At 40.5% G+C, this 20,722-nt stretch carries 19 protein-coding genes; 13 read left to right on the top strand and 6 right to left on the bottom strand.

Features of this window, described 5'->3' with window-relative positions:
• The first annotated feature begins 2 nt into the window (after positions 1-2).
• The 11 genes from cyoB (at position 3) to alr (ending at position 10,877) form a co-directional block, all read left to right on the top strand.
• A complete protein-coding gene (gene cyoB / locus MN200_RS10060) occupies positions 3-1,991 on the top strand; it encodes a cytochrome o ubiquinol oxidase subunit I (RefSeq protein WP_004982033.1) in 1,989 nt (662 codons plus the stop codon).
• Between the two features lie 4 nt (positions 1,992-1,995).
• Positions 1,996-2,616 (top strand): cytochrome o ubiquinol oxidase subunit III, encoded by a 621-nt coding sequence (cyoC, locus tag MN200_RS10065; RefSeq protein WP_004696446.1) that lies wholly within the window; start codon positions 1,996-1,998, stop codon positions 2,614-2,616.
• Positions 2,613-2,942 carry a cytochrome o ubiquinol oxidase subunit IV gene (locus tag MN200_RS10070; protein ID WP_026056475.1) on the top strand — a complete coding sequence of 110 codons (330 nt, stop codon included), beginning with the start codon at positions 2,613-2,615 and terminating at the stop codon, positions 2,940-2,942. Before cyoC ends, MN200_RS10070 begins: the two co-directional genes overlap by 4 nt.
• A 10-nt stretch (positions 2,943-2,952) precedes the next feature.
• The gene (cyoE, locus tag MN200_RS10075; protein ID WP_242759317.1) at positions 2,953-3,831 is read left to right on the top strand and encodes a heme o synthase; all 879 of its coding nucleotides are present in this window, start codon (positions 2,953-2,955) and stop codon (positions 3,829-3,831) included.
• 112 nt (positions 3,832-3,943) lie between these two features.
• Entirely contained in the window at positions 3,944-6,052 is a 2,109-nt protein-coding gene (locus tag MN200_RS10080; protein WP_242759318.1) for a hypothetical protein, read from the top strand.
• 6 nt (positions 6,053-6,058) lie between these two features.
• Positions 6,059-6,814, top strand: a complete 756-nt coding sequence (locus MN200_RS10085) for a DUF3142 domain-containing protein (protein WP_242759320.1) — start codon at positions 6,059-6,061, stop codon at positions 6,812-6,814.
• A 144-nt stretch (positions 6,815-6,958) separates the two neighbouring features.
• Positions 6,959-7,345 carry a 30S ribosomal protein S6 gene (gene rpsF, locus MN200_RS10090; protein WP_004696436.1) on the top strand — a complete coding sequence of 129 codons (387 nt, stop codon included), beginning with the start codon at positions 6,959-6,961 and terminating at the stop codon, positions 7,343-7,345.
• Between the two features lie 11 nt (positions 7,346-7,356).
• The gene (rpsR, locus tag MN200_RS10095) at positions 7,357-7,584 is read left to right on the top strand and encodes a 30S ribosomal protein S18 (protein WP_004278792.1); all 228 of its coding nucleotides are present in this window, start codon (positions 7,357-7,359) and stop codon (positions 7,582-7,584) included.
• Positions 7,585-7,593: 9 nt separating this feature from the next.
• A complete protein-coding gene (rplI, locus tag MN200_RS10100; protein WP_004696433.1) occupies positions 7,594-8,040 on the top strand; it encodes a 50S ribosomal protein L9 in 447 nt (148 codons plus the stop codon).
• A 273-nt stretch (positions 8,041-8,313) separates the two neighbouring features.
• Entirely contained in the window at positions 8,314-9,759 is a 1,446-nt protein-coding gene (dnaB, locus tag MN200_RS10105; protein ID WP_004696432.1) for a replicative DNA helicase, read from the top strand.
• 47 nt (positions 9,760-9,806) lie between these two features.
• A complete protein-coding gene (gene alr / locus MN200_RS10110) occupies positions 9,807-10,877 on the top strand; it encodes an alanine racemase (protein WP_242759323.1) in 1,071 nt (356 codons plus the stop codon).
• A gap of 32 nt (positions 10,878-10,909) precedes the next feature.
• Here alr and MN200_RS10115 read toward each other — a convergent pair whose 3' ends face one another.
• From MN200_RS10115 to MN200_RS10135, 5 genes are read right to left on the bottom strand one after another with little or no spacing between them, the layout of a single operon-like run.
• The gene (locus tag MN200_RS10115) at positions 10,910-11,335 is read right to left on the bottom strand and encodes a BLUF domain-containing protein (protein WP_242759326.1); all 426 of its coding nucleotides are present in this window, start codon (positions 11,333-11,335) and stop codon (positions 10,910-10,912) included.
• Positions 11,336-11,382: 47 nt separating this feature from the next.
• The gene (locus MN200_RS10120) at positions 11,383-12,117 is read right to left on the bottom strand and encodes a proteasome-type protease (protein WP_205667843.1); all 735 of its coding nucleotides are present in this window, start codon (positions 12,115-12,117) and stop codon (positions 11,383-11,385) included.
• A gap of 24 nt (positions 12,118-12,141) precedes the next feature.
• Positions 12,142-12,921, bottom strand: a complete 780-nt coding sequence (locus MN200_RS10125; protein ID WP_205667842.1) for a transglutaminase family protein — start codon at positions 12,919-12,921, stop codon at positions 12,142-12,144.
• Positions 12,918-13,520: an alpha-E domain-containing protein gene (locus MN200_RS10130; RefSeq protein WP_004982053.1), complete on the bottom strand. Its 603-nt coding sequence runs from the start codon at positions 13,518-13,520 to the stop codon at positions 12,918-12,920. The genes MN200_RS10125 and MN200_RS10130 overlap by 4 nt, the downstream gene beginning before the upstream one ends.
• 25 nt (positions 13,521-13,545) lie before the next feature.
• A complete protein-coding gene (locus tag MN200_RS10135) occupies positions 13,546-15,096 on the bottom strand; it encodes a circularly permuted type 2 ATP-grasp protein (protein ID WP_205667840.1) in 1,551 nt (516 codons plus the stop codon).
• Positions 15,097-15,335: 239 nt separating this feature from the next.
• Between MN200_RS10135 and MN200_RS10140 the strand changes: the two genes are divergently transcribed.
• Both MN200_RS10140 and MN200_RS10145 read left to right on the top strand, forming a co-directional pair.
• Entirely contained in the window at positions 15,336-16,337 is a 1,002-nt protein-coding gene (locus MN200_RS10140) for a WYL domain-containing protein (RefSeq protein WP_058869874.1), read from the top strand.
• A gap of 447 nt (positions 16,338-16,784) precedes the next feature.
• Entirely contained in the window at positions 16,785-18,737 is a 1,953-nt protein-coding gene (locus MN200_RS10145) for an SIR2 family protein (protein ID WP_242759328.1), read from the top strand.
• Between the two features lie 45 nt (positions 18,738-18,782).
• Here the strand turns inward: MN200_RS10145 and mnmG are convergent, their stop codons facing one another.
• Complete coding sequence (gene mnmG / locus MN200_RS10150) at positions 18,783-20,663, bottom strand: tRNA uridine-5-carboxymethylaminomethyl(34) synthesis enzyme MnmG (RefSeq protein WP_125274430.1); 1,881 nt, start codon at positions 20,661-20,663, stop codon at positions 18,783-18,785.
• Between the last annotated feature and the right edge of the window lie 59 nt (positions 20,664-20,722).

A 20,722-nucleotide genomic window follows, 5' to 3' on the forward strand; every position in this document is an offset into this window, starting at 1 on the left:
ACATGAGCTTCTTAGGTAAGTTAGGTCCGGACGTTATTCCGCACGATCCAATTGTACTGGTCACAGTTGCAATGATGATCTTAGGTGGTATCGCAGTTGTTGCTGGTATTACCTACTTTAAAAAATGGGGCTACTTGTGGAACGAATGGTTCACATCAGTCGACCATAAAAAAATTGGTATCATGTATCTTTTCGTATCGATCATCATGCTTTTGCGTGGTTTCGCCGATGCGATTATGATGCGTCTTCAACTGTTCCTTGCAAAAGGTGGCGGTGAAGGTTATTTACACCCAGAACACTACGATCAGATCTTCACCGCACACGGTGTAATCATGATCTTCTTCGTAGCAATGGGTCTAGTTGTTGGCTTAATGAACATCTCTGTACCACTTCAAATTGGTGCACGTGATGTTGCCTTCCCATTATTAAACTCTCTAAGCTTCTGGTTATTTGCTGGTGCTGCAGGCTTAATGATGGCATCTCTTGCAATTGGTGAATTCGCTGCAACAGGTTGGATGGCTTATCCTCCTCTTTCAGGTATCGAATACTCTCCAGGCGTGGGGGTGGATTACTATATCTGGGCACTTCAGATTTCAGGTTTAGGTACGCTATTAACGGGTGTTAACTTCTTCGTTACCATCATTAAAATGCGCGCGCCTGGTATGTCACTTATGGACATGCCGATCTTTACTTGGACATCTTTGTGTACAGCTGTATTGATCATTGCGTCATTCCCAGTGTTAACAGCAACAATTGCGATGTTAACGCTTGACCGTTACTTCGGTTTCCACTTCTTTACAAATGACATGGGTGGTAGCCCAATGTTGTATGTAAACTTGATTTGGACATGGGGTCACCCAGAAGTTTACATCTTAGTATTACCAGCATTTGGTATTTACTCTGAAGTTGTATCAACGTTCTCTCGTAAAACGTTGTTCGGTTACAAATCAATGGTGTATGCAACAATTGCGATCACAGTACTTGCGTTCGTAGTATGGCTTCACCACTTCTTCACCATGGGTGCTGGTGCGAACGTGAATGCGTTCTTCGGTATCATGACCATGGTTATTGCGATTCCTACTGGTGTGAAAATCTTCTCTTGGTTATTCACAATGTATAAGGGTCGTATCACCTTCACTACTCCTATGTTATGGACGCTTGGCTTCCTTGTAACATTCGGTATTGGCGGTTTAACTGGTGTATTAATGGCGGTTCCACCTGCGGACTTCCTTGTACACAACTCATTGTTCTTGATTGCTCACTTCCATAACGTAATTATCGGTGGTGTGGTGTTTGGTATGTTTGCCGGCATCATTTTCTACTGGCCGAAAATGTTTGGTTGGAAGCTCAATGAAGCATGGGGTAAAGCTGCATTCTGGTTCTGGTTCTTCGGTTTCTACTTTGCATTCATGCCACTTTATATCCTTGGTTTCATGGGTATGACTCGTCGTTTGAATACATATGACAACCCTGAATGGGATCCGTACATCGCTATTGCATTCTTCGGTTCTGTGTTAGTCGCGATTGGTATTGCATGTTTCGTTATGCAGATTGTTGTTGGTTACTTACAACGCAACGACAACCTCGACCTTACAGGCGATCCATGGGATGGTCGTACACTTGAATGGGCGACTTCGTCTCCTGCTCCGTTCTACAACTTTGCTCACCTTCCAACAATCAATGGTATTGATACGTTCTGGAATGACAAAGAGAATGGCGTAGCATATGCGAAACCTACTTCATACGAAGACATTCATATGCCAACGAATCGTGCTGCTGGTGTTGTGATTGCCATGTTCATTACTGTTATGGGCTTTGGTTTAATCTGGCATATCTGGTGGTTAGTTGTTGTAATGTTCATCGCTGCTATTATCAGCTTCATCGCGTCTTCGTTTACGAAGAAAGTGGACTACTATGTTCCTGCTGCTGAAGTTGAGCGTATTGAAAATGAACGTTACGCGATTCTTGAAAAACATTTGAAGAAGGACTAAGACAATGGCTGACGTACTTCATCACGAAAACCACGGACACGATGAGCATCATCACCACGATGATACTGACATCACCGTCTTTGGTTTTTGGACTTATTTGATGAGTGACTTGATTCTATTCGGTACACTCTTCATTGCATTCGCTGTTTTAAGTAGCCATGTGCCTATGGGCACACCAAGTGCAAAAGAATTATTCGGTGAGTCTTTAGGTTTCGTTTTAACTGAAACTTTCGCTCTCTTGATCTCTTCTGTAACTTTTGGTTTTGCGGTTCTTGCTGCATACAAAAAGAACGTCAACCAAGTTTTAACTTGGTTAGCGATCACTTGGTTATTCGGTGCTTCATTCATCGGCATGGAACTATATGAGTTTAATCACTTAGTTCATGCTGGCCACGGTCCAAGCGTAAGTGCGTTTTTATCGTCGTTCTTTACTTTAGTAGGTACGCACGGTATTCACGTAACTTCAGGTTTGGTATGGATGATCATTTTGATGATTCAGATCAAGAAAAATGGTTTGACTCTTCCAAACACTCGTCGTCTTGCTTGCCTAAGCTTGTTCTGGCACTTCCTTGACATCGTTTGGATCTGTGTATTCAGCGTAGTTTACTTGATGGGAGTTCTATAATGAGTCACGATCATAACTCAGCTGGTGCTTCACACGGTAACACCAAGCAATACACGATCGGCTTTATCCTTTCAGTTATCCTGACCGTAATTCCATTCGGTATGGTAATGGCTGGTGGTTTTGGTCGCGGTATTGTTATGGCGGTTATCGCAATTACAGCGGTTGCTCAGGTTCTAGTTCAATTAGTTTACTTCTTGCACATGAACTCATCTTCAGAGCAACGTTGGAACGTGATTGCATTTATCTATACAGTACTTTGTATTGCTGTACTTCTAGTCGGCTCTGTATGGATTATGAACTACTTACACTACAACATGATGATCTAAACTGATCGTCATGTTGAAAAAGTATTTATTCCTGACTAAACCAGGAATTCTCTTTGGTAACTTCGTTACCACTCTGGGCGGCTTCTTTTTAGCCGCTCAGGGGTCTGTAGATTTCCTCCTCCTTCTCATCACCCTACTCGGTACAACACTGGTTGTTGCTTCTGGCTGTGTCGTCAATAACGTCATTGATCAAGATATTGATCAAAAGATGGAACGGACGATGAACCGTGCATTAGTTAAAAAAACCATCAGTCCTTCCGTTGCTTTGGCATTTTCTGCTGCGCTTGGAATATTAGGTTTCGCCCTACTCTGGTTCTTTGTTAATGCTTATGCCTTTGGCTTTGCTGTACTTGGTTTTGTGGTTTATGTGATTTTTTATAGTCTATGGAGCAAACGCACATCCATTCACCAAACCGTGATTGGAAGTATTTCTGGTGCTAGTCCACCAGTGATCGGCTATGCAGCTGTGACCAATGAATTTGATGTTGCCGCATTGTTGCTTTTCTTAGCATATGCACTTTGGCAAATGCCTCATTCATGGGGAATTGCGGTATACCGCTTTGACGACTATAAAAATGCAGGCATTCCAATTTTACCTGTAGCACGTTCAATTTTCCGCACGAAAGTTGAAAGCTTGATTTATGTCTTGCTGTTTGCTGCGGTGTTAAATGGTTTGTATTGTTTTGGCTATACCAATATGTTTTTTCTTATCACCTTTAACGCACTCTGTGCTTATTGGGTATATTTATCAATCATTGGTTTTAAAGCTGAAAATGATCAGGTTTGGGCAAAACGCTATTTCTTATATTCAGTGATTTTAATTACTGCATTAAGTTTTAGTTTTAGTTTTAGCTATGTCTCACCTGCTCCACATTTGCCGCTGTTTTAAAAAGATAGAGTTCTCTCTATCTTTTTTTTATTTCAACTTATTCAATATTTAAGTCTAGTCTTTAAATTGTTACCATAGCAGACACAACAATAACTCATGCTCTGTAATGAAAATGCCATCACAATTTTTTAAAAAATCTATTTTTATTAGTCTATTCCCTATCACTCTTGCTTATAGCACGCACAGTTTTTCTGGTTTTGATGTTACTTGCTACCCATCGACCAACATTCAAACCAATGCCTATACAGCCTGTGACAATTTGCCTGCGCTCACGCCCGCCAATGACAATCAAACCAATATGCTCCTACTCCTGAGCGACATGGGCTTGGCCAAATTGAATTTTAATCAGCCAAATAGTCCGCTTTGGGAAACTGAATATAGCAACGTACCATTTGCGGCTAAAACATTGTTTGAAAGCGCAACCAATAAACGACCGAATGCCCGATTAAAACCAAACAATCAAAAGACTCCTTACCAAGAACATTGCAGTAGTCTAGACAATGGTGCGGATCAATTTACCCAACAGGTGAAAGCCGACCAAAATCTCAGCAAAGTGGAAAAAGATTTACTGATTCAAGAAAGACAAAATATCTCGGCCTGTGACCGTGATCTTGCCCTCATCCAAGTCAATCCGAACTGGTCTATACAAGCACGTCAGTATGCGTCTTATTTAAATGCAACCATTGCCTTTTATAATAGTAACTTTTCCACAGCTACTAAAATTTACTCAGTATTAACTACGGTTGATCAGTCTTGGATCAAAGAAACATCGCAATATATGTTGATCCGTAGCAGCCTCAATGAAAGCTATCAGTCGGGTATCGGTGAATATGGTGATTTAAAAATCGATAAAGTAAATCAGACTTTACTCAAAAATACCTATGAGCATATCACTACCTACTTCAAACGCTTCCCTGAGGGAAAATATGCGGCAAGCGCACGCGGTTTACTACGTCGTTGTTATTGGCTGAGTGGAAATACCGAACTCCTGACCAGCGAACTCGCATGGCAAATCAATCATCCCGATTCCAAATACTATAATTTAGAGCTCGATAATCTAGCCTTCGAAATGGATCGCCATGTTTTTCAAAGCCGCTCATTCAATCCAAAAAATCTAAAAGATCCGTTCTTTCTGGCTATTTCAGACTTAACGCAAATGCGTCAGGCAACATCGGCAGAAGATAAAGTCTTAAGCTGGTCTGAACTCAACAACCAAAAAACACTATTTAATAATCAGCCAGAACTGTTCCAATACCTACAAGCCAATCACTTATTCTTTGTGCAAAACAAACCAGCCGAAGCTTTAAAATATTTGCCAGAACATTCCTCTAATTCAATTAATAGTTACCTTCAACTCAGTCAAATATTGTTAAAAGGTCGTATTTTAGAAAAACTCGGACAAACTCAAAATGCACAACAGTATTGGGAAGGTTGGCTGAGTCAATCAAAATCCATTGAACAGCGTGGCTTATTTGAGCTAATGTTGTATCCACATTATGCTCAGCAGCAAAGCGCAAACGTATTCATCGGTTCAGATGCTAAAATCAAACAAGCTTCATTGCAAAAAAGCTTTATTGAAAATGAAGCCAATGAAAAAAGCTTAATGCAAATTGTACAGAGCAAAGCATCAAATACAGATCAAAAAAATTTAGCTTTATATAAAACTTTGCAAAAATCATTGGTACATCAAAACTTTAAACTATTTAATCAAGCCTTTGTACTGCTACCACAAGATGTCGCGAAGTATAAATATGACTCAGAAACATATCAAAACTATAAAAACCAACCGCCTTTCAGTGATTTCATTTGGGTAGGAACAAAAATCACGCCACAAATGCAATGCCCTGACTTATTCAGCCTGACTCAAAAACTTGAAAATTCACCTCAAGATTTAAAGCTCCGACTTTGTTTGGGCGAATATGCACGCTCGACTCAAGGCTACAACATAAGCTATGTCACCGCTTTAGAAAAAGAAACTTCCAGCTTCCAAGGTGCAATTTTTGCCCGTGGTCAAGTGTATAAGGACATCATCAAATCCAGTTCTGTACCTGATTTAAAAGCGTATGCGCTTTATCGCTCAATCATGTGTTATTCACCAAGCGGGATGAATGACTGTCAGGATGCAGAAGTTGAAAAATCCACCCGTAAACAATGGTTCGACCACATTAAACGTGACTACCCAAGTACTTCTTGGGCACAATCTTTAAAGTATTACTGGTAAGACTATATGTTGAAGCAGATTTTTTCCGTTGTTATGACGTTGATCTGTATGCTGAGCATCATGGCTTGTCAGCCGAGTCAGCCAGCTTCAACATTTGGTTCGGTAAATGCCGAAGACTATGATGCATTTTGGATTTGGGGCAATATTTCATCTACCCCTTACCTAAATGCGGCTAAAGAACTTTATATTTTACAAGGTGAAATCCGTTTAGATTCCCAAACACATCACTCTAAGCTCATACCGCAAGGCGTAAGCGTCTTAACAATTCCTCAGCAAAAGGTGTGGCTGGTTTTTCGTAATTATCATTTAGACTGGCAAGGCCAAGAGCTTACACAAATTTTAAAACGCGTTCAGCAATGGGAAAATGCAGGGAATCATATTCAAGGCATACAAATTGATTTCGATGCCAAAACCAAACACATTCACCAATATGCCCTATTCTTAAGTCAATTAAGAAAACAATTGCCTCAGCACTATCAACTCAGTATCACGGGTTTAATGGACTGGACCAATGTCACAAATCAGGAGACTTTAAACCTCCTGAATAACACCATCGACGAGTTGGTCATTCAAACCTATCAAGGTTCAACCACCATATCCAACTATGCAGCTTATCTAAAAAAAGTTTCAGCACTAAAACTGCCTTATAAAATTGGCATTGTTCAATATGGTGAGTGGCATAGACCGCCTAAGCTTGAAAATGATCCGAACTTTAAAGGCTATGTCGTCTTCCTTTTACGCTCAAAACCTCAAAATAATTAGGGCTTTTTAAGAGAAGTTCTTGAATTTGGCGAGCAAAGTCTCTAAAATTCTCCCTTCGCATCTAATGCGACACAACCTAGGTTGTGACTCCTTGCTTCTAACAACTTTTTTGTTAGGGGCTGTTTAAACCGTAAGGAGCTGACAATGCGTCATTACGAAATCGTACTTTTAGTACACCCTGATCAAAGCGATCAAGTCGTTGGTATGGTAGAACGCTACCTAACTCACATCAAAGAAGCTGAAGGTCAAATTCACCGTCTTGAAGATTGGGGCCGTCGTCAATTGGCTTACCCAATTAACAAGATCCACAAAGCTCACTACATTCTTATGAATGTTGAGTGTGGTCAAACTACTCTTGATGAGTTAGAAGAATTGTTCCGTTACAACGATGCAATTATTCGTAGCCTTATCATCCGTCGTGAGAACGCTATCACTGAAGAGTCACTATTGGCTAAGAGTGCTGAAGAAAAACGTGCGCGTAAAGCTCAACGTGAAGAAGCACAACAAGCTCAAGACTCTGCTGAAGCATAAGGAGAACATCAATGGCACGTTTTTACCGTCGTCGCAAGTTCTGCCGCTTTACAGCTGAGAACGTTACGTACATCGACTACAAAGATATCGACACTTTAAAACAGTACATCACTGAAAACGGCAAGATTGTTCCTAGCCGTATTACAGGTACTAAAGCTCGTTACCAACGTCAATTAGCGCTTGCTATTAAACAAGCTCGCTACTTGTCTTTGATCCCTTACACTGACAATCATAAGTGAGGTTGAGCTGTGGATATTATCTTATTACAACGCATTAAAAACCTTGGTAAATTAGGCGATAAAGTTTCAGTTAAAGCTGGTTACGGCCGCAACTACCTTATCCCTCAAGGTCAAGCAGTAGCTGCTACTGAAGCTAACACTGCTGCTTTTGAAGCTCGTCGCGCTGAACTTGAGAAAGCTGAAGCTGATGTTTTAGCTGCTGCTCAAGCACGTGCTAGCCAATTAGACGAAGTTAACATCGTAATCACTGCGAAAGCTGGTGACGAAGGTAAACTATTCGGTTCTATCGGTACTCGTGATATCGCTGACGCGTTAACAAATGCTGGTCTTGAAGTTGACCGTGCAGAAGTTCGTTTACCGAACGGTGCACTTCGTCACACTGGCGAATTCAACATCGCAATCCAATTGCACCATGATGTTGTTGCTGAAGTTCTCGTTACTATCGTATCTGAGTAATTTTTTGCAAAAAAAAGAGCATGCTTTTGCATGCTCTTTTTTTTATCTCTATGAAAAAGTAGTTTCTTCGCTCAGCTTAAAACTTCATCAGCCTGCCCCGCAAAATGCCAAATTTGAATATTATGGGTTTTATCCATAAGCCTTGAATTCAGCACACAGCAGCTGCATTTTTTGATAAAGTGCATAGAGTTAAATGGCTGTAATTTTTTCCAAATTTACAGTGAAATTTATCTTAAGTTATCCCTCTTACTGTATTAAAAATCAGGGCGTTATATGTCACAGGCGAATGCCACTGCTCAAAAGAGCTCATCGAAACAAGACAATAAACCGAATGAGTCAGGGCAACTGAAAGAATTCCGTACACCTCCGCATAACTTAGCATTGGAACAAGCCGTACTTGCCGCTTTAATGACGGTTGCTGAATCCTTTGAACAAGTTGGCGATGTCCTAACTGAAAATGACTTTTATGCGACGCGCCATAAATATATTTTTCGTGCGATTGCGCAACTCTCCAAAGACAGCTCACCCTATGATGCGGTTTTAGTCCATGACTGGCTCACCACACAAAACCTACTCGATGCGGTTGGTGGTGAAGAGTACCTGATGCAATTGATGGCAGACTCCCCGTCTAGTTTCTATAACATGGAAACTTATGCCACCAAGATCAAAGAATTTTCAACTTTGCGTAGCATGATTAAGGTCAGCTCTGAAATTTTACAAAATGCCTATGACACCAAAGGTCGTAACGTCAGTGAAATTTTAGATTTGGCCGAAACCAATATTTTCTCCTTGGCAGAACAACACAATAACAACGCCAAAGCTCAAGGGCCTAAAGCCATCAATACAGTTGTGGCCGATGTCTTTGATAAGCTGAATGAGCTGTCGCAAATGGAAGGCAGCATTACAGGCTTAACCACAGGCTTTCTTGAACTCGACAATAAAACTTCGGGTATGCAAGCAGGTGATTTGATTATTGTTGCAGCGCGTCCATCGATGGGTAAAACCACCTTTGCCATGAATTTGGTTGAAAGCGTGCTGTTCAATAATGACCTACCTGCCTTGGTTTACTCCATGGAGATGCCAGCCGACTCCATCGCCATGCGTTTGATTTCATCTTACGGAAAAGTCCATCAGGGCCATTTACGTTCGGGTAAACTCGATGGTGATGAATGGTCAAAAGTGACCGGGACCATTTTGCAACTGCAAGAGAAAAAGCTCTATATCGATGACTCCTCTGCTCTTCCACCTACAGAAGTTCGAGCACGTGCACGTCGTATTGCCAAACAGCACGATGGTAAACTCGGCTGCATCATGGTCGATTACTTACAGCTGATGAAAGTACCAGGTATGGGTGATAACCGTGTCGGTGAGATTTCAGAAATTTCACGAAGCTTAAAAGCTCTTGCCAAAGAAATGATGTGCCCTGTAATTGCACTATCGCAGCTTAACCGTTCCCTCGAGAATCGTCCCAACAAACGTCCCGTGATGTCAGACTTACGTGAATCCGGTGCGATCGAGCAGGACGCCGACTTGATCATGTTTATTTACCGTGACGAAGTCTATAACAAAGAGTCCAAAGAAGCGGGCACCGCTGAAATTATTATTGGTAAACAACGTAACGGCCCTATTGGTACCGTTCGACTTGCTTTTGAAGGCCAATATACCCGCTTTAGTAACTTATCCCCTGAGTTTTATGCTCAGTACGATGATGAGGAATAATTAAAGCCTCATCGTCGCCCTTCCATGACCCTGTAGGAGTAATTAGGGTGCGTCAAGCAACAGTTTATATTGATAGCCAAGCGCTCCAATATAATTTAAACCGTGTCAAACAACTTGCCCCAAACGCGAAAATCGTCAGCATGGTCAAAGCCAATGCTTATGGACACGGAGTCAAAGACTGTTTAGCAGCCTTAAGTGAAACCGATGTCTTTGGCGTCGCCTGTTTAGAAGAAGCACTAGAGATTCGTGCACTCGGCTTTACACAACCGATTACACTGATTGAAGGTGTATTCTCAGCAGATGAAATGCCAACCGTCATTGAGCAAAATATCGAGTGTGTGGTTCATCAGCAACAACAAGTCGATTGGTTAATCTCACATAAAACCGCGTATATCGCACAAAAGCTTAAAGTATGGGTAAAACTCAATAGCGGTATGAACCGTTTAGGCTTTAAAGTTGCCGAAATCATTGATGTCATCAACACTTTAAAAGCAGAAGGCTTTACATGTGTACTGGCAATGCACTTTGCTAACGCCGATGCGGATCACCCACTCAATGAGCAGCAACGTGCGCAATTCCTACACATCAAAGAAGCGTGCTCACCCATCCTAGCCTCATGTTGTAACTCAGCTGCTATTTTTAAATGGCCTGAACTTCATTTTGATTTTGTTCGTCCCGGCATCATGCTATACGGTGCATCACCTTTTGCCGATAAAAATGCACACGACTTAGACTTAAAGCCAGTTATGACCTTCACGGCGGAAATTATTGCATTAAATACCATTCAAGCAGGTGAAGGTGTCGGCTATGGTTCACATTTTGTCGCAAACCAAGAAACTGAACTGGCCATTGTTTCGATTGGTTATGGTGATGGCTATCCACGTGCATTTCCAAAGCAAAACTATGTTGCTATAGATGGTCAGGCAGTAGCTGTTGTGGGCCGAGTAGCAATGGACATGATTGCAATCGATGTGACGGGGTTAAACGCCAGACTCGGTACAAAAGTTGAGCTCTGGGGTGAAAGCCGCTTAGTTGACGATGTTGCGGAAGCCAATGGAACCATTGGCTATGAGCTACTTTGTCGGTTAAGCAATCGCCCTACACGTAAGCAAATCTAACCATAAAAGCCCAAGTAGAACTTGGGCTTTTTTCAACCTAGACTCTCATCAGACTGGGCATCATAAAGGTCTTGCAATAGTTGATCAATTTGTTGTTGACTCATACTCTGCGGTTCAAATTTTGCAAAACCCATCTCACGCATTTTGGTATGTACGCTACTCATACGTTGCACATACTTCATGCCCCAAGCTCTAAAATGTGCCGCGTGAATCGTTTTCGCCTCAAAGACTTTAATATCTTTATGTCTAGGGTCTTTCAATAATTTTGACATTAATAATTCTAAAGCAGCTTCATCCCCTTCTAAGCACTGGAAATAATGCTGATCTGCATAATAAAGAACGCCTGAAATATTATGTACTGTATTAAAATCACATGCTTCGCTTAAAATGTCCCGAACATCTTGAAGAAGCTGTACATGATCCGAAGTTGAAGTACTTGCATAGCAAATTTGCCGCATAGACTTCCCCAATTGATTGATTTCATTATTTTTAGCATCTAACACGTTTATACTAAATAGTCATCCGTCGGCTTTGCCAATTCTTGCAATCCTTTTCTTAAGGTATCTGACCATTGCTTACTAATGCTTGAAAAATACGGATCTTCTTCATCAATCCGCTTACCCACTGGAATATGTAAACTATCTTTCGTATATACTAAAGCATCTAAGGGCAATCCGACAGAAACATTGGAACGTAAGGTTGAATCAAAAGAAATCAAACTACACTTCACCGCTTCGGCTAAGGGCATGTCATACCGTAATGCACGATCTAGAATCGGCTTGCCATATTTACTTTCACCAATTTGAAAATACGGCGTATCTTTGGTCGCACAAATAAAATTCCCCTGCGGATAAATATTATAAAGTTGCATTTCTGCCCCTTTAATTTGTCCACCGACCAATAAGCTACAGTAGTAATTACTCTGTTCTTGCGTGTCTGGTGCCATATCCGCCAAGACTTTTTTCAAAGTGTGCCCGACCAACTCAGCCGCTTCGAACATGGTATTGACACTATATAAATTCGGTTCTTGGCTTAACTCCAGATGATTTTTTAAATGTCCAATCACCGCTTGGGTCGTGGCTAAGTTTCCTGAGGTTTGAATCGCAATAAAGCGTTCACCCTCTACACCAAAGGTATACAGCTTCCTAAACACGGATATATGGTCTACACCTGCATTCGTACGCGTATCACTTATAAAAACCAAACCATCTTGAAGACGAAGTGCACAACAATAGGTCATAGAACATCCTTTTTCAGCTAAACCTTAACAACTTAAAACTTGTACCATGGAATGCATCGATTCCACTCCACCTTTTTCACGTACACCACGAACGGGAGCCACATCCCAATAATCGCGCCCAATAGCTACATAGATATGTGACTGTGGTTTGAACAATTGATTACTGGTATCAAAACAATACCATGCATCATCAATGTACACCTCGGCCCACGCGTGACTGGCGAGGTGTGAAGTTTCAGGCACATGCAAATACCCCGATACATAACGTACCGGTAAGCCAAGATGCTTACACATGGCAATAAAAACATGACTATGGTCCTGGCATACGCCTTGCTGCCCATTGAATGCATCGATTGCTGAAGTTAGCACCGAGGTTTCAGCAGGTACATAAGGAATATGCGCTAAAACTGCTTCTGACAGTTTCATCAAATTTTCCCGATTCAGCTCAGGCACATACTGATGTGCAAATGCCTTCATTTCGGCATTGCACTGGGTATTGTGCGTCGGCTGTAAAAATAAATTGGGATTCAGACGATCTTGGATGCCATGTTCTGCCAAGCTATTAATTTCAACAATGCCCTGTGCCATTATGGTCAGCTGTTGATAGGCTTCACGTTGCGAACTGGTAATCCAAATATTTTGGAAGGCATCCCGTTTTTCTTCACGCTCTCCTGGCACACTCACATGCCAGTGACATACCTTTTGGTGTGAATTATTCGTGGGTGTCATTTTGATATATTGAATGCTATTCAGGGCCAATTCACTATATTGATAATGCGTTTGATGATTGATCATAAGTTTCATACATCAACCTCAAACAATTGTTGAATATAATCACTAAAATGATAAAAATTCATCGCATCAGGTTGTGATTTGAGCTCTAGCCAAGCCTGTGCCAAATTTAGCCAGCCCATTTCTTTTAACAACATGACGATGTTTTCTATTTCAACTAAAGTATTTTGTGCATCCTGTTTCAGGCGAATTTGACGGTCGAGCTGCTCAATCATTTGCCCCAAACTAAAGAATAAAAAGACATCACTGGCTTCAGACTCAAGCACATCTTGACACTCTCCAACCACATCACAAATATAGGCGGTGTTTTCAGTGGCATTTTTGATAAATTGATTCAGTTCCGCATATGCCTTTGCAGATAAAATCCCGCGCAAGTCTTGAACATTACTCTTAGCGCTTTGAAATTGCTGGTTAAATGAAGCAGGATTGTTTGGGTTTAAAATCAGCTCATTCAGTGAGCACGCATCAAAAGCAGGCAAACAAAATGCATGCGCATAATCCATTGCAGGCTGGTCTTGGGTAAAAGGAAACTGAGCACACAAATATTGAGTACGTGTTAAATAACGCCCTAACCAAAAAATATTTTCAGCATTGGTGCTTAATAAAATCATAGTTCTACCCTCATATTTGTTTATTTTATGAATGTAAGTTTTCCACGACCCAAGTGTCTTTAATTCCTCCTCCTTGGGATGAGTTGACCACCAACGAACCTTCTTTCATCGCAACACGTGTTAAACCGCCAGGGACAATTTCGGTACGATACGGTGAACTGAGCACAAACGGTCTAAGGTCAATATGACGCTCAGAAACACCCGATTCAGTCATGGTTGGACTGACTGAAAGCTCTAAAGTGGGCTGGGCAATATATAAATGCGGCGTCGCCATGAGGTTATCTCTAAATTGCTCAATTTGACTTTTACAGGCTTGCGGTCCAATCAGCATACCATACCCACCCGAACCTTGCGCCTCTTTGACCACTAACTGCTCAAGGTTCTCCAGTACATAAGCCAAGTCTTGCTTGTTACGGCATTGATATGTCGGAACATTTTTTAAGATAGGTTTTTCACCTAAATAAAACTGAATCATTTTGTCGACATAAGGATAAATCGATTTATCATCCGCAACCCCTGTGCCTGGTGCATTCGCAATAACCACGTTATGACTCAGATAAGCTGACATCAACCCTGCGACACCTAAAGTGCTATTCGGCATAAAGCACAGCGGATCAAGATAAGCATCATCCAAACGTCGGTAAATCACATCTACTCGTTGACGGCCACGAATGGTTTTGACATAGACTTTATCATGCTCTACAAACAAATCACGCGATGTCACCAAAGGCACATCCATTTCACGGGCTAAAAAAGCATGTTCATAATAGGCACTATTAAAACGTCCCGGTGTCAACACCACGATGAAAGGCTGATCGACATAAGCATTTTCAGCCAAGATTTCTTTGAGTAATTGTGGGTATTGTTCTATGCCTAAAATATGGTTCTTCTGCATCAAATCAGGCATAAGTTTTTCACTAATCTTACGACTTTCAAGCATATAAGATACGCCCGATGGCGTTCTTAAATTATCTTCAAGTACATAAAACTCTCCCTGCCCATCACGGATAATATCAATTCCACTAATTTGGCTATAAATCTGACCTTTTAAACGGTGCTCATACATATGCGGTTGATAAGCTTCATGCGTCAAAACTTGCAGTTCTGGAATAATTTTAGCTTTGAGAATGTCTTGTTGATGGTAAATATCATGTAAAAATAGATTTAAAGCCCGCACACGTTGTGCAGAGCCAAGGGAGATTTTATTCCATTGTTGTTTAGCGATCACACGTGGAATTAAATCATAAGGAATGGTGCGCTCAATGCCCTCAGATTCACCATATACAGTAAACGTAATACCTTCATATAAAAAATGCTGTTTGGCAATTTGGTTCAGTTCTTCGAGTTCTTCTACACTATGCTGTGACAACCAGTGCTCAATACGCGCACAAGCCTCACCAGACATCGCTTGGTCATCTGTCATTTCATTAAAGAAATTCGAGGTCATTTGATGAAACAATCCAACAGACTGGCTCGATAGACGATCATGAGAGTGTATCGGATTTAATACAGGAGAGTTAAGCTTATATCCGTCCAACATCGTATTTACATTTGTATCTTTATCTTCTTTAAACATACAAACCTCTCAATTGTTATCGATATGTAACCCATACGTAGCAATATCTATGCCATGGATTTCTAAAGATGCTTTGTTTATTAATCGATAAAAAACGCATTGCTTCAATTCTATTTCGCATTAAGTTGTGTCAAAAAATATAACTGAAAAATTTCAAGCAAAGCTTGCTTAAACGAATGAGTTTTCTTATTGTGTTCACATTCAAGTAAGTAATTTCGACTCCTATATTTTATTAAACTATGTCTATACAAGAAAAAGAAACGTCCAATAGTCTCTATCGCCAATGGCAAATTTTGTCTCGCCTTTCCTCTGGAAAATGGATGGGCACTCGAGAGCTGCAAGAGATTTTACAACGTGAAGGCATCGATATTACTTTACGGACCATTCAACGTGATTTAAACCAAATCTCTCAACGCTTTCCGATTGAAAACAATGGGGCTGTGCCTCAAGGCTGGCGTTGGCGTTCTGATGCCCCGATTCAAAGCTTACCGCACATGACCAGCTCTCAAGCGGTGACATTTATGATGGTTGAAGAACACCTTAAACATCTTCTTCCACCCAGCTTAATTGAAGAAATGAATCCATGGTTTGACTTAGCACGTCGTAGCCTATCGACCCAAAACAATGTGCGCCAATGGATTAACCGCGTACGCATTGTGCCTGCGACACAACCGCTGATTCCCCCAATTGTGGAGAAAACAGCACAGCAAGCCATCTATGAAGGGCTGCTCCAAGACAAACAACTGGAATGCGTTTATCAAGGTTTAAACCAAGCGGCTGAAGCAAAAACCTATACGCTCAATCCACTCGCATTGGTTCAAAAAGGTGCAATTATTTATCTAATTTGTACGCGCCACGACAAAACCGATATTCAAACCTTTGCACTGCACCGTTTCAAATCAGCGACGGTTTTAAACACACGTGCCTTACACCCAGTCAATTTTGATATCGATGAATACATCGAATCGGGTGCATTAGGTTTCCGTGTAGACTTTTCAAAACCTACAGAAACCGTTGCACTTACCCTGACTATGACTGAAATAGATGCGCTGTATTTGGAGGAAACCAAACTCAGCACCAATCAGGTTTTAGAACCGCTTGGAAATGGGCAAATCTTGGTTCATGCGACCGTACCTTTTACCAATCAACTGGTGTGGTGGTTACGTAGTTTTGGGCATAAAATTAGTCACATTGAACCCAAAGAAGTTCGTGATGCAGTTAATCAGACCATCACCGACTAAAATAAAAAAAGCCCCAAGTATTAGGGGCTTTACAGTCTTTTTAGTATTAGATATTTGAATTGCTTGGGTTTGTCGTTTTCATTGCTCATCTTGGTTTAATGCCTCCCCTAAACCAAGATAAGTGCGCTGTTTTTGGTGATTGATACAAACTAGCATTGGCATGCAAGCTCTCCACTGTTAAAACGGATCGATTTCATTGTCATGGTGTTGACCTCATGTTAAGAACGTAAAATCAATTTAAAAGACGGCGATACTTTTGTGAAATAACATGATTGGCTATTTTTATCTGTTTTTATGTTAAACAACTCTTATGCTTAGTTTATCTGTCAAAACAAAAAGCAGGTCTATTAAATAAGACCTTAATTTGATAGTTTGAATCTAATACCTCAACTTTTCAAAATTTATCGTATAATAAAATTAATCATCAATTTTAATAACTTAAATAACATGAGCTTTAACGTAAAAGAAGTCGCACAGCTTTTAAAGCAAGCCAAAGAAAATGAAAAACCGTATGTATTCTTTACGGGTGCTGGTTGCTCCGTGAGAGCAGACGTTCCAACTGCAACAGAACTTATTCAAGAGATTTGTAAGAAATTCCCAATCCAAGTCAAAAATATTGACCCTAAAAAAGACAAATTCAATTACGGCAAGTATATGTCTGCTTTAGATAAATCTGAGCGTAGGGAATTACTTAAACCACATATTATCGACAATAAAAAAATCAATTGGGCGCATATTGCGCTCGCTTGTCTTATGCAAAGCGGATATATCCAACGTGTTCTAACATTTAATTTTGACAGCATACTATCACGTGCTTGTAATCTGCTTGGTTTACATCCTTCTATTTATGATTTTGCAACAGCGAATCCACATCTTTATCATTTAATTAATGATCCATCTATTGTTCACTTACATGGGCAAGGTACAGGATTTGTTCAACTGAATACTCAAGAAGAAACACTAAAACATACCGAACAATTGGGTGATTTTATTGCCTCAACATTAAATTCCAATCCAAGTTTATTTATTGGTTATAGTGGAAACGCAGACGAATTTTTCCCCCTACTCGAAAAAAAATATTCAGAACAACATCGCTTAATTTGGACAGGGCGAAAGGAAAATATTGATCAAATTGAAGCTGAGTCTGTTAAAGGTTTCTTAAAAAAAAATAATAATTTAACACATTATATTGGTGGCGTTGATGCTGACGACTTTTTAATTCAACTTGCAAAAGAATTAGACTGTTTCCCACCTCAATTATTTTTAAATCCCTACAACTTTTTAGAAAAACAACTACAAGTTATTCAACCATATCCACTGGATGATGGTCTCGATATGTTATCTAACTTATCAAAATACTTAAAACGGCGTTCAAAAAATTCATTAACAAATATCTTGTATACTTCATTTATACATAAATACCCTTCAAAGGACTCTACGCAACATTTAACAGTAGATGAAATTGATGACGTCATGTGGGCTTATGACAAACAAGCTTGGTTACTCCATAGCACAAAAAAAGCAAAACAATGCTTTGCTTTATATGAAAAAGCTTTAAATATTGAGCCAAATCATTTTGGGTGTTTACATAACTATGGATTAGCTCTATGGAATCAAGGAGAAGAGCTAAAAGATGCTAAGCTTATATCGCATTCCCTTGAAAAATATACAAAAGCCTTAGACGTAAATAATGAAGATTCAGGACTCTTGCAAAATTACGCACATGCATTAAATAGCTTAGGAGAATTAGAAAAATCAAAAGACAATTACCATAAAGCTTGGGAAATTTATATGAAGCTTTTAGACATTGATGAGGATACAGATATATTAGGAAATTACTGTCACTCGCTATTAAGTTATGCCAATACTTTCAATGACAGTAACATATACGAAAAATCTAAATATTACTTAGAGCTATATATTGAGAAAAATCAGGACGACCCATCTGCCCTAGTTAATTACGGGTTTACATTGTACAAACTTGCTACTTTTAATACGGATATGCAAAAATATCAAGATTGTCTTATTATTTTAGAAAAATTGATAAAATTAGGCCAATCAGATAACTTTATTACTAAATTATACGTAAATACCTTAATTCGAATTGCATCACTAAATAATGACGAAAAATTTTATGAAAAAGCATTTGAACATCTAACCACTTTAATTAAAGATGATCCTTATGCAACTTACGATTTAGCCTGTTATTACAGTGTAAGAAAACGTTTTGAATTAGCAAAAAAATATTTGCTAGATTGCGAACTAAACGGTTATTTACCCAAATCTGGTCATAATCATCTAGTCAACGATGAAGACTTATCGAACCTAAAAAATGAACAATGGTTCATTGAGCTTCTCGAACGATTAAAAGAAAAAGAGTTGAAGAACAAAGCTGCCTAAATAAAAAAACCCGCTCTAAAGCGGGTTTTCTCAAATCAAATGAACTTAAGCAGATTTTTTCGCTTGTGCATTTTTACGGATCGTAATCATGATTAATTGCACTGCTGCAGGTGTTACCCCCGGAATACGATTTGCTTGAGCTAATGTCTCAGGACGTACATCTTTCAATTTTAAAGTAATTTCACGAGATAAGCCTGAAACGACATCATAATTAAAATCGGCTGGAATTTTAGTTTCTTCCAAACGCTTCATTTGCGCAACATCTTCATGTTGACGGTTAATATAACCTGCATATTTCACCGCGATCTCAATTTGATCGCCCACTTGCGCAGAGACTTCAGAACCTGTGAGTTCCGCAATTTGAGCAAATGAAATATTCGGACGTTTTAACAAATCAATCGCCGAGCATTCTTTCGATAAATCTGCACCCGTCATTTCAACAAACTTTTTGCCCATTGGGTTGTTTGGTGCCGCCCAAAGGTGTTGTAAACGGCCTGTTTCTTGTTCAACAGCTTCCATTTTTTCACAGTAAGCAGCCCAACGCTCATCATCCACCAAGCCCATTTCACGACCCACTGGCGTTAAACGTTGATCCGCATTGTCTTCACGTAGCATCAAACGATATTCGGCACGTGAAGTAAACATACGGTACGGTTCTTTCGTGCCTAGCGTGATCAAGTCATCCACCAATACGCCCATATAGGCTTCATCACGTTTTGGTGTCCATTGCTCTTGATCCCACGCACGACGCGCAGCGTTTAAGCCTGCAAGCAAGCCTTGTGCACCCGCCTCTTCATACCCTGTCGTACCATTGATTTGACCGGCAAAGTACAAGTTATTGATGGCTTTGGTTTCTAAAGTAAACTTCAACGCTTGCGGGTTGAAATAATCGTATTCAATAGCATAGCCCGGACGTAAAATGTGCGCATTTTCCATCCCGCGAATTGAACGAACCAGCTCAAACTGCACATCAAACGGAAGTGACGTTGAAATACCATTTGGATAAAGCTCATGTGTATCTAGACCTTCAGGCTCTAAGAATACTTGGTGCGAGTCTTTATCGGCAAAACGGTGAATTTTGTCTTCAATGGATGGGCAGTAACGTGGCCCCACACCTTCAATAACACCAGTGTACATCGGTGAACGGTCTAAACCGCCGCGGATGATGTCATGGGTTTTTTCATTGGTATGTGTAATATAACAATTCACTTGTTCAGGGTGCATAGATGCATCACCCATGAATGACATAGTCGGTGATGGGAAATCACCCGGCTGTGGAATCATCACAGAAAAATCAACCGAACGCGCATCAATACGTGGTGGCGTACCTGTCTTTAAACGACCCACGGGCAAATTCAATTCACGTAAACGGTGTGCCAGTGAAATTGAAGGTGGATCACCTGCACGGCCGCCACTTGATTTTTCAAGACCAACGTGGATTACACCACCCAAGAACGTCCCTGCGGTGAGTACAACTGTTTTCGCATCAAAGCGAATACCCGTTTGAGTTACAACGCCCTTTACAGTATCACCCTCAACAATCAGGTCGTCTGCGGCTTGTTGGAAAATATCGAGATTTGCTTGGTTTTCTAAAGTGTCACGAATCGCGGCTTTATAGCGAATACGGTCTGCCTGTGCACGTGTTGCACGAACGGCTGCACCTTTACGTGAGTTTAGGATACGGAACTGAATACCACCTTTATCGGCAGCCAATGCCATTGCACCGCCCAAGGCATCAATTTCACGCACCAAATGCGATTTACCAATACCACCAATTGCTGGATTACAGCTCATCTGCCCTAAAGTCTCAATATTATGAGTTAAGAGTAAAGTCTGTCGCCCCATACGTGCCGCAGCCAATGCTGCTTCTGTACCTGCGTGACCGCCGCCGATAACAATGACATCGTAAACTTTAGGATAATGCATAGTGGTAAAGGAGATTAAAAAATGATAACGAAAGATTATAGCAAATTTTCGATTGTAAG

The sequence above is a fragment of the Acinetobacter sp. LUNF3 genome (assembly GCF_022699605.1).
Taxonomy (GTDB): Bacteria; Pseudomonadota; Gammaproteobacteria; order Pseudomonadales; family Moraxellaceae; genus Acinetobacter; species Acinetobacter johnsonii.